The 12,886-nt window shown below is 35.4% G+C and carries 10 protein-coding genes; 8 read left to right on the forward strand and 2 right to left on the reverse strand.

Annotated elements, in window-relative coordinates; translation table 11 throughout:
• Positions 1-9 precede the first annotated feature (9 nt).
• From gldN to KKI44_RS18780, 3 genes are all read left to right on the forward strand, one after another.
• Positions 10-948 (forward strand): gliding motility protein GldN, encoded by a 939-nt coding sequence (gldN, locus tag KKI44_RS18770; protein ID WP_214588697.1) that lies wholly within the window; start codon positions 10-12, stop codon positions 946-948.
• A 55-nt stretch (positions 949-1,003) separates the two neighbouring features.
• Positions 1,004-2,041 carry an NAD(P)/FAD-dependent oxidoreductase gene (locus KKI44_RS18775; RefSeq protein WP_214588698.1) on the forward strand — a complete coding sequence of 346 codons (1,038 nt, stop codon included), beginning with the start codon at positions 1,004-1,006 and terminating at the stop codon, positions 2,039-2,041.
• Between the two features lie 167 nt (positions 2,042-2,208).
• On the forward strand, positions 2,209-2,466 hold the full coding sequence (locus KKI44_RS18780; protein WP_214588699.1) for a SemiSWEET transporter: 258 nt from the start codon (positions 2,209-2,211) through the stop codon (positions 2,464-2,466).
• Positions 2,467-2,527: 61 nt separating this feature from the next.
• On the opposite strand, the gene KKI44_RS18785 is transcribed toward KKI44_RS18780, so the two are convergent.
• Together KKI44_RS18785 and KKI44_RS18790 are read right to left on the reverse strand one after the other, a co-directional pair.
• Positions 2,528-2,971 (reverse strand): META domain-containing protein, encoded by a 444-nt coding sequence (locus tag KKI44_RS18785; protein ID WP_214588700.1) that lies wholly within the window; start codon positions 2,969-2,971, stop codon positions 2,528-2,530.
• An 18-nt stretch (positions 2,972-2,989) separates the two neighbouring features.
• Positions 2,990-3,397, reverse strand: a complete 408-nt coding sequence (locus KKI44_RS18790) for a hypothetical protein (protein ID WP_214588701.1) — start codon at positions 3,395-3,397, stop codon at positions 2,990-2,992.
• An 800-nt stretch (positions 3,398-4,197) separates the two neighbouring features.
• On the opposite strand from KKI44_RS18790, the gene KKI44_RS18795 reads away from it, so the two are divergent.
• From KKI44_RS18795 to KKI44_RS18815, 5 genes are all read left to right on the forward strand, one after another.
• Entirely contained in the window at positions 4,198-4,590 is a 393-nt protein-coding gene (locus KKI44_RS18795; protein WP_214588702.1) for a hypothetical protein, read from the forward strand.
• Positions 4,591-4,737: 147 nt separating this feature from the next.
• Positions 4,738-5,823: an efflux RND transporter periplasmic adaptor subunit gene (locus tag KKI44_RS18800; protein WP_214588703.1), complete on the forward strand. Its 1,086-nt coding sequence runs from the start codon at positions 4,738-4,740 to the stop codon at positions 5,821-5,823.
• A gap of 24 nt (positions 5,824-5,847) precedes the next feature.
• The gene (locus KKI44_RS18805) at positions 5,848-9,042 is read left to right on the forward strand and encodes an efflux RND transporter permease subunit (protein ID WP_214588704.1); all 3,195 of its coding nucleotides are present in this window, start codon (positions 5,848-5,850) and stop codon (positions 9,040-9,042) included.
• Positions 9,029-10,474: a TolC family protein gene (locus KKI44_RS18810; RefSeq protein WP_214588705.1), complete on the forward strand. Its 1,446-nt coding sequence runs from the start codon at positions 9,029-9,031 to the stop codon at positions 10,472-10,474. Before KKI44_RS18805 ends, KKI44_RS18810 begins: the two co-directional genes overlap by 14 nt.
• Positions 10,475-11,086: 612 nt before the next feature.
• A complete protein-coding gene (locus tag KKI44_RS18815; RefSeq protein WP_214588706.1) occupies positions 11,087-12,805 on the forward strand; it encodes a helix-turn-helix domain-containing protein in 1,719 nt (572 codons plus the stop codon).
• Positions 12,806-12,886 lie beyond the last annotated feature (81 nt).

Genomic DNA, 12,886 nt, shown 5'->3' on the forward strand with positions numbered 1-12,886 from the left:
AAAAATATTATGAAAAAATATATTAGCAGTCTTTTAGTATTGGTTTCTGGGTTTGCATTCTCCCAAACCATCCTGAACGCTTCTTCTCCAGAGGAGTTTAGACAAATGAGAGCTGAAAACAAACAAAAAATTGGTGATAGTATTGTTGACAAAAAAGTAAAACCTTTGGAATATGGATTTGTTGATGATAAAGACATTCTTAAAAGTATGTTTGTTTGGGAAATCATTGATATGAATGATAAAATTAATCAGCCATTCTATTATGATAATCCAGATGGTCTTACATCTAGCCAAACGAGATCTTTATATCAATTATTGTTAGATGCTGCTACAAGTGGTAAAATTGCTGAAGTCTATGATGATGAGAACTTCGTAACTAAATTGAGTCCTGAGGGTATCCAAAAAAGATTAGAAAGTGTAAGAATTGCTGATGCAGCGATTGATATCTTAAACTCAGGGAGACAGTTAACAGAGCAAGAGAAAAAAGAATATACCGACGTTTTTAAAACGACAACTGATAAAGTTAAAGTTTTAAAAGTAATGGGTATGTGGTTTATCGATAAAAGAGATGGGCAGTTGAAATATAGACCACTTGGTCTTGCTGCTATGGGACCAGACCCTGCTGTACAAGGTAGAACAGGACCAGATGGACAGCCTTTAGCTGGAGCAGATGAGCTTATTGATCTTTTCTGGATTTATTATCCTAGCGCGAGAGATATTTTAGCTAACAATTATGTTTATAACAGAAAAAATTCATCAGCAGATTTATCTTTTGATGATTTAATCAACGCAAGAAGATTCTCTTCTGTTATTTATAAATCATCAGCGGGATTAGGTGATGGAGTTATTAAAGACTATATTCCTAGAGATGCTGAAGATCAGATTGAAGAAAGCGACAGAATTAAGGCGCAGATCCTTCAAATGGAAAATGATATGTGGAATTACTAAGATTTCACTTGATAATTATAGAAAACCTGAGTATTTTTACTCAGGTTTTTTTATTATGAAGAATGTAGATTATATTATCGTGGGAGACGGATATGCAGGGCTTTTTTTTGCACATCAGCTAATCAGAAACAATAAGACTTTCGTCTTGTTTTCGGAAGGACAGAAGAGTGCTTCGCAAGTTTCTGCAGGAATTATAAATCCTGTTGTGCTTAAAAAATTTACGACTTTTTGGAAAGCACAGGAACAAATCGATTTTCTTAAAAGTACTTTAAAAGAAATTGAAAATTATACCGAAGAAAATTATCTGATCGATGCTCCGATTCATCGGATCTTTCATGACGAAAATGAACAGTCACTTTGGCTAAAGAAGTCGGGAAATGATGACCTTTTATATTTTTTAGATAAAAATTTCGATCATTTAAAGGTGGTAAAAAACGATTTTCTTTCAGGAAAGGTGAATCAGTCTGCGAGACTCAATGTTAACGGTTTTTTTACAGGTTTATTTAGGTTTTTAGAAAAAAATGAAAAATTAATTGCTGATAAATTTATTTATTCAGATGTGGATATAGAAAGATCCACTTATCATGATTTTACTTTTAAGAATATTTTATTTTGCGAAGGAATGGGAGTAAAGCATAATCCCTTTTTTTCCGAAATTCCTGTAAATCCCAATAAAGGCCACCATATTAAAGTAGAGCTTTCAGAAAAAATTCCCGAAAATATTACTATCAAGAAAAAACATTTTCTTTTTCCTTTAAATGAGCAGTTGTATTTTTATGGTGGAACGTACGACAGAGAACAGTTGCACCATGAAATTGATGATTCTGCAGTTGAGCAGCTTAAAAAAGGTCTGACGGAATTTTATCCTCATCCTTTTGAAATTAGAGAGGTAAATTTCGGATTCAGGCCGACTGTAAAGGACAGAAGACCAATTATCGGAAGACACTCGGATTATCATAATTTATACGTATTCAATGGTTTGGGAGCACGAGGTATTTTAAATGGCTGTTACTTTTCCAAAAGTCTATTTGATTTTATTGAAAAAGATATTCCTCTGGATAAAGAGATTTCTCTGGAGCGATTTGAAAACTAATATTAAAAGAAATACATACAAATTCAACTTCCAAGTTACTCTGATTATTACTCAATAGAAGTAACGATTATTCTTAATAAATTCATTCAGCAGAATTCTATATATGGAAAAATAGAAAAGACTGTAAAATTGCCATAATTTTTGCTTTATCAAAATAAATATCATCTATGAATGAAAATCTTTTAGGAATAATTGCCGGTCTTCTTACTTCAGGTTCGATGATTCCTCAGTTAATTAAGGTAATAAAAGAAAAAAATGCAGATGATCTCTCATGGGGAATGCTTGGAGTGCTTATTGTAGGAGTTTCGCTTTGGACGTGGTATGGAGTTTTGAAGGATGAACTTCCCATCATTCTCACCAATGCCTTTTCTGTGGCTGTAAATATTACATTGCTTATCTGCTGTCTTATTTATAAAAAAAAGTAATCTCAAAGAAAAAAATACTCCTGTTATACAGAAGTGTTTTCATATTGGGATTATTTACAATTTATTTTAAGATAAATTTTGCTAATGGAGCCATTCTGGCTTTGTTGAGCGTTAAAGTATTTCCGTTTACAGAATAATTATCTGCTGCCAGAAGAGCTTGTACAAAAGCACGTTCGGTTTCAAGATCATCACATGCAATCATGGTAGACATTCCCTGATTGAATTTGATACGCATGATTTCAGGCTTTATTTCAAAAGTTCCGCCCACTCCGTTGCATCCTCCATGTCCTTCATACCTCATATTGGAAGTATTCAGCATAAAATGAGGTACTGCTTTGGGATTTTTAAGCTGAATAGGTTTACCGTAAATCTCTGTTAACTCCCATGTCTTTCCGGTAATATCTGAGCTTTTTTCGGGTGAAACATCTGAAGATGGTTTATTCATACAGGAAGCAAGAATAGCAAACATGATTACCGAACAAATGTAAGCGATTATTTTTTTCATAATTTTAAGATTTTGTGATTAGTAAGAAGCCATTTTAGTATTGGAAGAAGATGATTTATTTTTCTTGCAATGGAAAAGTACCATGTTATAATCTTTGTTCAGAAAAGTTACTTCACCACGAACGTTTGAATACTGATAATCTGCATCACCTGCTGTAAACTCTGGCAGTTCATCACTTTTTTTAAGATTATAAGATTTTCCGTTTAAATGTACCGTTACAGTATGCTGGGTTTCATTAAAGGTTACCTCAAGCTGTTCTCCGGATTCATCAGTATAAACCTCTTTGGTTATTTTGTCTGGCTCCTGCTTCGTGGCTGTAGCATTTTCAGGCTGCTCTGCAACTTCTTCTTTGATCTGATTTTTACATGCTGTTACAAGAAAGAGCGGTAAGGCTGTAAAAGTAATAGTCCGCAATAATTTTTTCATAATATAAGTGATTTTTAAGTGAGTTACTAAAAATTGAATGATAGTAATGTCTAAAATTACAATTTTTTATGCTAATAATATGTTAATTTTGTATAAATTCACTTAAATTATATGTCTTTTTATCATTATAAAAATATTTTATGTTAAATAAAATACGGTAAAATTCTGTGAAAAACTGTAAACAGAATAGTGGCATAAACAAAAAGAGACATTCCGGGAACGTCTCTTCTCAATGATGTGTTTTTAGAATCTTATGGAGTTTTTATATAATCGATTTATAACATTTCCTACACTTGCAGATTAAAATCTTTGTTGATTCAATTCCAACTTGGTCAGGAAAAATCAAAAATAAAACAGAGAAATTTATAGTGGGAATTTTGTTTTCATGTTTATTATATTAATCTGAGTTGTTAATAATAATGGTAGAAAGTTTTCATGTTTTGTTTATAGTAAAAATAATAAATAATATTTTATTATTGCATATGATTTAATAAAATTTGTTAAAATTTTTATTTTTAATTAAAAGAATGGGGGTTTTGTGAAAAATTAACTTTGTATTTACCTTTTCACTGCTTTTACATGGCTGCTCTTTGCTTTTTATGTTCGGGGAATAAATATGTTCTCTGTTTTAAGTATTTGAAAATCATTTAATTTATCAACCTAAAAACAGGCTCATTTCTTTTAATTTAAGCTGTTTCAGCGAATTTAAAGGAGTGTTAAATATTGTTAATATAAACAATTTCTCACTCCAATGTCTTGAAACATAACAGAACTAAAGTCTACATTTGTGCCTTGAAATTATGAGAAACTATATCGTTTATTTTTTGACAACTCTTTTTCTGCTGTTTGTAGTAGAAAGCAAGATCAATGTCAAAACTCTGCGAAACGATTATACAAGTCATACCTCTCAGAATTTACCCAAAAAAGCAAACCGTTTAAATCAGACCTACGAAAAGCTTTCTATTCAGCAGAATCCGGATGATATAGGCAATGCATATTCACTGGAGCTTACAGAAGATGATTTTCAGTTGTCCGATACCTTTCAGACAATGGTTGTTTTCGCCAGCATCTTCACGCTGATCTATATTTTTGGTTTAAAAAGTTTTAAAAAATTAAAATCAGCTGTTCATGGCTGTCTATCAGAATACTCTTCTGTTAAAAAATTCATTCTGATTCGTTCTATCAGAATTTAAAATCCCCTTTTCCCACTTATTTCCTGTCGGTTTGCTATCCGTCGGGAAATCCGACGTTATAATTTCCGGCAATAAATTATACCGTTAATTTTTCCAATTGCCATTTTCATATTTAAAACATTAACGATTTACATAAACTCTAGAATTATGATTAAAAGAGTTGTCGCAGGCATTGCGCTAAGCAGTATTTTATTGTTCACAGGTTGTAACAAGAAAAAAGAAGAAAAAGAAGAAGCCGCAGTTTATCCGGTAACCTCACCCATTGTGATGGACACCGTGATCGACAAAGAATACGTGGCGCAGATCAGATCTGTAAAGAACATTGAAGTTCGTGCACAGGAAAAAGGTTTCCTTGAGAAAATCTTTGTGGATGAAGGACAGTTTGTTCATCAGGGACAGACCTTATTCAGAATTATGCCGAAATTATATCAGGCAGAACTACTGAAAGCTCAGGCAGAAGTTGCTCAGGCTACGATTGAGCTGAAAAATGCAAGTACATTAGCCAGCAACAATATCGTTTCCAAAAACGAAAGAGCGATGGCTAAAGCAAAGCTGGATGCAGCCAATGCAGAAGCTAAATTGGCACAGATACACTTGTCATTTACAGACATTAAAGCTCCTTTTTCGGGAATTATCGACAGAATTCCTTTGAAACTGGGAAGTCTGGTAGATGAAGGAGATTTATTAACCTCTCTTTCCGATAACAATGATATTTATACCTATTTCAACGTTTCGGAGCCGGAATATCTTAACTATCAGAGAAATGTAGCTTCAAGAGGAAGTAATATGGTGGATCTGGTAATGGCAAACGGAGATATTTTTACACAGAAAGGACAGGTTCAGACCATTGAAGGAGAATTTGACAGTGAAACAGGAAACATCGCCTTCAGAGCAAAATTCCCGAATCCGGATAAACTTCTGAGAAACGGAGAAACCGGAAAGGTAAGAATGACTTTACCATTGAAAAATGCTTTGATCATTCCTCAGAAAGCCACTTACGAAATTCAGGATCAGAAATATGTATTCGTAGTGGATAAGAACGGAGTGGCAAAGTCCAAAAATATTAAAATCGCTTATGAACTGCCTGATGTGTATGTAGTAGCTTCAGGACTTTCAACAGGAGATAAAATCTTATTGGAAGGTGTTCAGAAAGTAAAAGACGATCAAAAAGTTCAGACAAAAGTTCAGGATCCGAAAAAAGTTCTTCAGTCATTAAAATTAAAAGCAGAGTAATACGCTCTAATGAAGTAAGTAATTATGTTTAAGAAATTTATTCGCAGACCTGTTCTGTCTATCGTAATCTCTTTGATTATCGTATTTATGGGAGTTTTATCCCTTTTGAAATTACCGGTTACCCAGTTCCCGTCCATTTCTCCGCCCAAAGTAAATATTACAGCGGATTATCCGGGAGCGAACAACGAATTGCTCATCAAATCTGTTGTTATTCCTCTGGAAAGAGGTCTGAACGGGGTTCCGGGGATGAAATATATGACTTCCGATGCCGGAAACGACGGGGAAGCTTCTATTCAGGTGGTATTCGATCTGGGAACCGATCCGAACGTAGCAGCGGTAAACGTACAGAACCGTGTTTCTTCGGTAGTAAATAAACTTCCGCCTTTGGTAGTGCGTGAAGGGGTGAAAATTACCCGTGAAGAACCGAACATGTTGATGTACATTAACCTGTACAGTGACGATCCTAAAGCAGACCAGAAATTCCTTTTCAACTATGCAGATATCAATGTAATGTCTGAATTGAAAAGGGTAAGCGGAGTTGGTTTTGCAGATATCCTCGGAACCAGAGAATATGCAATGCGTATCTGGCTGAAACCCGACAGATTAACAGCATACAGTATTTCTGCAGATGAAGTGATGGAGTCTCTGAATAAGCAGAGTTTAGAAGCTTCTCCGGGAAAAACAGGGGAAAGTTCAGGGAAAAGATCCCAGTCTTTTGAATATATCTTAAAATATCCCGGACGTTTTAATAATGAAAAGGATTATGGAAACATCATCCTTAAAGCAAAACCGGATGGAGAGTTTATTAGACTGAAAGATGTTGCAGATATCGAATTCGGTTCTTCCATGTATGATATTTATTCTACATTGAATGGTAAACCTTCAGCAGCGATTACAGTAAAACAATCATATGGTTCCAATGCAAGTGACGTTATCAAGAACGTAAAATCTTTGATGGAAGAACTGCAGAAAACCACTTTCCCGAAAGGAATGCATTACGACATTAGTTATGACGTATCAAAATTCCTTGATGCTTCTATTGAAAAAGTAGTTCATACGCTTTTTGAAGCCTTTATTTTGGTGGCAATCGTTGTATTCTTATTCCTGGGAGACTGGCGTTCCACCTTAATTCCTGCTTTGGCGGTTCCCGTATCTTTGGTGGGTACTTTTGCGGTAATGTCCGCCTTCGGAATTACCTTAAACATGATCTCGCTATTTGCGCTTGTAATGGCGATCGGGGTTGTAGTGGATGATGCGATTGTAGTAATTGAAGCGGTTCACGCCAAGATGGAGGAGAAGCATTTATCTCCGCTAAAAGCAACTGAAGAAGCAATGCATGAGATCAGCGGAGCGATTATCGCAATTACTCTGGTAATGGCATCCGTATTTATTCCGATAGCGTTCATGTCTGGCCCGGTTGGGGTTTTCTACCGTCAGTTTTCCATTACTATGGCTTCTGCAATCATCCTTTCAGGGGTTGTAGCTTTAACATTAACGCCGGCTTTATGTGCTTTAATTTTAAAAAATAACCACGGAAAAGCTAAAAGAAGAACTCCCATTACTATTTTCCTTGATAAATTCAACGGATTATTTACAAAAGGAGCGAACAAATATGAAGGAATGCTAAACAAAACAGTGAAGAAAAAAACAATTACTTTACCTTTACTATTAGCCTTCTGTGCATGTACATTCTTTTTAAGCAATTCATTGCCTTCAGGATTTATTCCTGCGGAAGATCAAGGGATGATTTATGCGATTATTCAGACTCCTCCCGGTTCTACGCTGGAAAGAACCAACCAGATTGCCAGAGAATTATTGAAAGAATCTGAAGATATCGACGGAGTACAGTCTGTTTCTTCATTGGCAGGTTACGAAATCCTTACCGAAGGTACAGGTTCCAACTCCGGTACTTGTCTTATTAACCTTAAAAGCTGGGAAGACCGTAAAGAATCTGCGGCGGAAATTATAGAAAAGCTTGAGGAAAAAGCGAAAAATATTCCGGGTGCGAATATAGAATTCTTCCAGCCGCCTTCCATTCCGGGATACGGTGCAGCAGGTGGTTTCGAACTTCGTCTGCTCGATAAAGCAGGAAGCGGAGATTATCAAAAAATGGAGAAGGTAAGCAACGACTTCGTAAGGGAACTGAAAAAACGTCCTGAACTGGGTTCTGCGTTTACATTCTATTCCGCGAGTTTCCCTCAGTATATGTTGAGAGTGGATAATGATCTTGCCGAACAAAAAGGAGTGACGATTGAAAATGCAATGGATAATTTATCCACATTAATCGGTTCCAACTATGAAACCAGTTTCATCCGTTTCGACAGACCTTATAAAGTAATTGTTCAGGCGGGACCTCAATATCGTGCCTTACCTAGCGATATTTTGAAATTGTACGTAAAGAATGATAAAGATCAGATGGTTCCGTATTCAGATTTTATGCATCTGGAAAAAGTATATGGTCTTTCTGAGATTACCAGACATAATATGTACAATTCTGCCGAGGTGAGTGGTACTCCTGCTCCGGGTTACAGTTCTGGACAGGCAATTGCAGCCATTCAGGAAGTTGCGGATAAAACACTTCCGAGAGGTTTTGGAATCGATTGGGCGGGGATCTCTAAAGATGAGGTAAGCCGTGGAAACGAAGCAATTTTCATCTTCCTTGTGTGTTTAGGATTCGTATATCTTATTCTTTCCGCACAGTATGAAAGTTTCATTCTTCCGTTACCGGTAATTTTATCTTTACCGACGGGTATTTTCGGAGCTTTCTTATGTCTGAAATTATTAGGACTGGAAAACAATATTTACGCTCAGGTTGCCATGGTCATGCTGATTGGTCTTTTGGGTAAAAATGCCGTACTGATTGTGGAATTTGCCGTTCAGAAAAAAGCAGAAGAAGGAATTCCTGTAGCGCAGGCTGCGATTGAAGGAGCTGCAATTCGTTTCCGTCCGATTTTGATGACCTCATTTGCATTCATCGCAGGTCTGATTCCGTTAGTGGTGGCAACAGGACCCGGAGCAATCGGTAACCGAACCATTGGTACTGCGGCAGCGGGTGGAATGCTGATCGGAACTATTTTCGGATTGATGATTATACCGGGATTGTACTACATTTTTGGAACAATTGCCGATAAATCGAGACTGGCAAGATATGAAGAGGAAAATCCTTTGACAGAACAAACAGAACCGTACCAACACGACGACAAACATGAAGATTTATAATAAAAGATATATAGCAGCCATCGCCTTATCGCTTGTTTTAGCAGGCTGTAAGGCGCCAATGGCGACCGTGGTAAAAGATGAGGTAAAAGAAAATATTCCTCAGAATTTTAATCAGCAGGATCAGGGTGATGCCAATAATAACAGCGGAACAACACCTTGGAGACAGTTTTTTACAGATCCCAACTTAGTAGTTTTAATAGAAACTGCCTTAAAAAATAATCAGGAGCTCATGATTACTTTGCAGGAGATTGAGATTGCAAAAAGTGGTGTTTTAGCTAAAAAAGGACGATTAACCCCTACGGTTTCTGCAGGAGTAGGAGCAGGTGTGAAAAAAGCAGGACGCTACACCAGCGAAGGAGCAGGTGATGCCACCACAGAAATAGAACCCGGAAAAGAAATGCCGGATCCGCTTGGAAATTTTGAGGGCGGACTGATGGCAAACTGGGAAGTGGATATCTGGAAAAAACTGAGAACGGAGAAAGAATCTGCTGTTGCCCATTATCTTTCTACTGTAGAAGGTAAAAACTTCGTTCTTTCCAACTTAATAGAGGAAGTTGCCAATAATTATTATGAATTATTAGCGCTGGATAACCAGCTGGATATTATTCAGCAGTATACAAAATTGCAGCAGAGAGCTCTGGAAATATCAAAAATTCAGAAAGAAGCTGCAGCAGCAACTGAACTTGCCGTAAAAAAATTCGAAGCCGAGCTGGCAAAGTCTAAAGCTTCGGAATTCACCATCCGTCAGGAAATCACGGAGAAAGAAAACGAAATCAATGCGCTTTGCGGACGTTTTCCGCAGCCAATTGTAAGATCAAAAGGAGACTTCATGGCGATGATTCCTCAGACGGTTTATACGGGGATTCCGTCCCAGTTACTGGCGAATCGTCCCGATATCAAACAGGCTGAACTGGAATTAAAATCTTCAAAACTGGATGTGGAAGCGGCAAGAAAAGAGTTTTATCCGTCTCTGGAAATCTCTGCAACATTAGGACTGGAAGCCTTTAAACCTTCTTATCTCGTTAAATTGCCGGAATCTATGGCTGCAAGCTTAGTGGGTGAACTGGCAGGACCTCTTATTAATAAAAGTGCTATTAAAGCCAACTTTCAGACGGCAGATGCAAGACAGATTCAGGCTTTGTATGAGTATGATAAAACCATCCTGAATGCTTATCTGGATGTTGCCAATTTAATGTCTAAAGTAAAAAATATCGATCAGTATTACAAACTGAAGTCTGAAGAAACACAGGCTTTGGAAAAATCAATAGATATAGCCAATCAGCTATTTAAAAATTCAAGAGCAGATTATCTGGAAGTTCTTCTGAACCAAAGAGACGCTCTGGATGCCAAAATGGAACTGGTGGAAGCTAAACAAAAACAGCTGAGTACAGTTGTTGATATTTACAAGAGCTTAGGCGGAGGCTGGAAGTGATTTGTAAATCCTTAATGTTTTAAAAAGAAAAGAGGCTGCCCGTAAGGAACAGTCTCTTTTCGATTAAAACTGAAAACTCTAATAAAAAGGTTCATATTTCAGAACCTCCTTCCCAATTTACCTGTAGGACACAGGACTAATTTATTTTTTCACGGTTATTGTACTTTTCAAAAAAAAATGGTTATTAGTTTTCAAAAAAATTAAATTTTAAAAAAACCAGCCTTCCAAAAAAGTAATTTCTCCTGTTAAGGAAGGTGGTAAGATTTATGAATAGAATCATGTTTATTAGCTTTTCAAAATTTATCTTTGTGCTTTTTTAGTGCTTCCTTTCTATTCAATAAATTTATAAACGGCTTAACTAATTTTATTTTTCTTTGATTTCCTGGTTCGAAATTATAACCTTATGGTGAAATAAAAAAACAAATGTGGTCATTATTCATAAATTAAGACAATACCATTGCTGTCTTTTTATTTATTAATTGTCTGATTTTCAATTTGTAAATTTGTAAAGTAGAAATAATACTATACCCTGTTTTAATTCATTAATCTTTGATAAAAAATGATCTATTTTGTGTACTTTTGAGGACTTAACACACAGGATTATTTAACAGGGTGAAAAAAAAATTATTTTTTATTCTTTTTTTCGGGTTTTTTAGTTTAGTATTATCTCAGGAAAGTTACAGCGATTATTATAAGCTTAGGCTGAAATATGAAGACTTTCCCGAAAATGATACAAAAGCATTTCCGTTTATTAAGCCGTATATTGATATGGCAAAAAAGGAGAAGAATTACCAAAAGCTGGTTCAGGGCTATAAAGATGCCGTTTATTTTTCTTCCTTAAACGAGAATAAACTGAAATATGCGGACAGCATGATCTGGGCCGCCGATAAAACGAATGATGATGATCTTAAAATTGTCTCCCATATTGATAAAGGCGTTATTTATTATTATCATTATAAAAAATTTCAACTCGCTCTAAACGAATATCTGGAAGCATACAAATATTCAAAAAGTACTAAAAATGAATATCTGAAGTATCAGAATCTTTATCATATCGGGGTTGTAAAAAGTTATCTCGGCTACTATGAAGATGCTTCACAGCTTTTTACAAAATGTCTGGTTTATTACAGGGAGAAAGCGAAAGAAATAACAAAACTTCATCCCAATGAAATTTACAATAATAATAATAAGGGATATTTCAACAGCCTTCATCAGCTTATTATCTGTTATCGGAATCTCGGGAAAGACCGAGAAGCTGATGAAGCAATACAGACTGGTCTTTCTAAAGTAGGGGATAATCCGGAATATGCTTTAGAGAAAGGTTATTTTATTTTAGCTAAAGGAATTTCAGAATATAAAAAAAATCAATTTCAGGAAGCATTAAAAGATTTTAATCAATCACTGCCCGTTATTAAAGAAAGCCGCGATTTTGCAAGACTTTCGGTAAGCTATTTCTATATCGGAAAAAGTTTTTCAGGGCTTAAAAAGACCAGACAATCTATTGTTTATTTTAAAAAAATTGATTCTATTTTTCAGAAGCATCAGTTTATTCTTCCGGAGCTGAGAGAAAATTACGAACTCCTGATCGATTATTCCAAAAAAGAGAAAAATCAGGAACTTCAGTTATATTATACAAGTCAGTTACTTCGTGCAGACAGCATCATGTCCAAAGATTTCATTTATCTGTCCCCGAAAATTCATAAAGATTATGACACCAATACCTTACTGGAAGAAAAAAATAAACTTCAGAAAATAAATTATCTCGGAACTGTTATTATTATCGTTTTGATTATCTGGGGAATCGGTTTGGTTATTCTGCTTACCAGAAGGCATAAAAAATCTAATGAAATTCAGAAAAAATATATTATGGTGGAAAAGAAATTTATGGCAAGCCATAAGAAAGAAGAGGCGGATGAAATAAAAGAAATTGTTCCACAGATTGAAGAAAAAAAGCTGACGATTACAGAGAACAAAGTTGAAGAACTTCTGAAAAAGCTTAAAACATTTGAAGATAAAAAAGGTTTTACACAAAAAGGCTTAACCATTGGCAAATTAGCCGCCCAACTGGGTACTAATTCAAACTACCTCTCACAGGTGATTAACGAATATAAAAAGGCAAATTTCAATAAATATTTAAGCGAACTCAGAATCAATTACATTACCAATCTGCTTTTTGAAGATAAAAAATATCTGAAGTACAGCATAGAAACTCTCGCAAAAGAATGCGGAATAGCTTCCAGACAGAATTTTTCTGATCTTTTCTACGAAATCAACGGAATTCGTCCGACGGATTTTATTAAGAAAAGAAGAGAGGAATTAACAGGAAAATAATAAAAACATTGATAAACAATAGATTATAAAATTTATTTGTTTGGATGTAAAGATTAGAAATAGGATAATTTAGGATTCATT

The organism is Chryseobacterium sp. ZHDP1 (assembly GCF_018603435.1).
Lineage (GTDB): Bacteria > Bacteroidota > Bacteroidia > Flavobacteriales > Weeksellaceae > Chryseobacterium > Chryseobacterium indicum.

Coding starts and splice junctions, on each gene's coding strand:
- gldN (WP_214588697.1), top strand. CDS start 10: ATGAAAAAATATATTAGCAGTCTTTTAGTATTGGTTTCTGGGTTTGCA.
- KKI44_RS18775 (WP_214588698.1), top strand. CDS start 1,004: ATGAAGAATGTAGATTATATTATCGTGGGAGACGGATATGCAGGGCTT.
- KKI44_RS18780 (WP_214588699.1), top strand. CDS start 2,209: ATGAATGAAAATCTTTTAGGAATAATTGCCGGTCTTCTTACTTCAGGT.
- KKI44_RS18785 (WP_214588700.1), bottom strand. CDS start 2,971: ATGAAAAAAATAATCGCTTACATTTGTTCGGTAATCATGTTTGCTATT.
- KKI44_RS18790 (WP_214588701.1), bottom strand. CDS start 3,397: ATGAAAAAATTATTGCGGACTATTACTTTTACAGCCTTACCGCTCTTT.
- KKI44_RS18795 (WP_214588702.1), top strand. CDS start 4,198: ATGAGAAACTATATCGTTTATTTTTTGACAACTCTTTTTCTGCTGTTT.
- KKI44_RS18800 (WP_214588703.1), top strand. CDS start 4,738: ATGATTAAAAGAGTTGTCGCAGGCATTGCGCTAAGCAGTATTTTATTG.
- KKI44_RS18805 (WP_214588704.1), top strand. CDS start 5,848: ATGTTTAAGAAATTTATTCGCAGACCTGTTCTGTCTATCGTAATCTCT.
- KKI44_RS18810 (WP_214588705.1), top strand. CDS start 9,029: ATGAAGATTTATAATAAAAGATATATAGCAGCCATCGCCTTATCGCTT.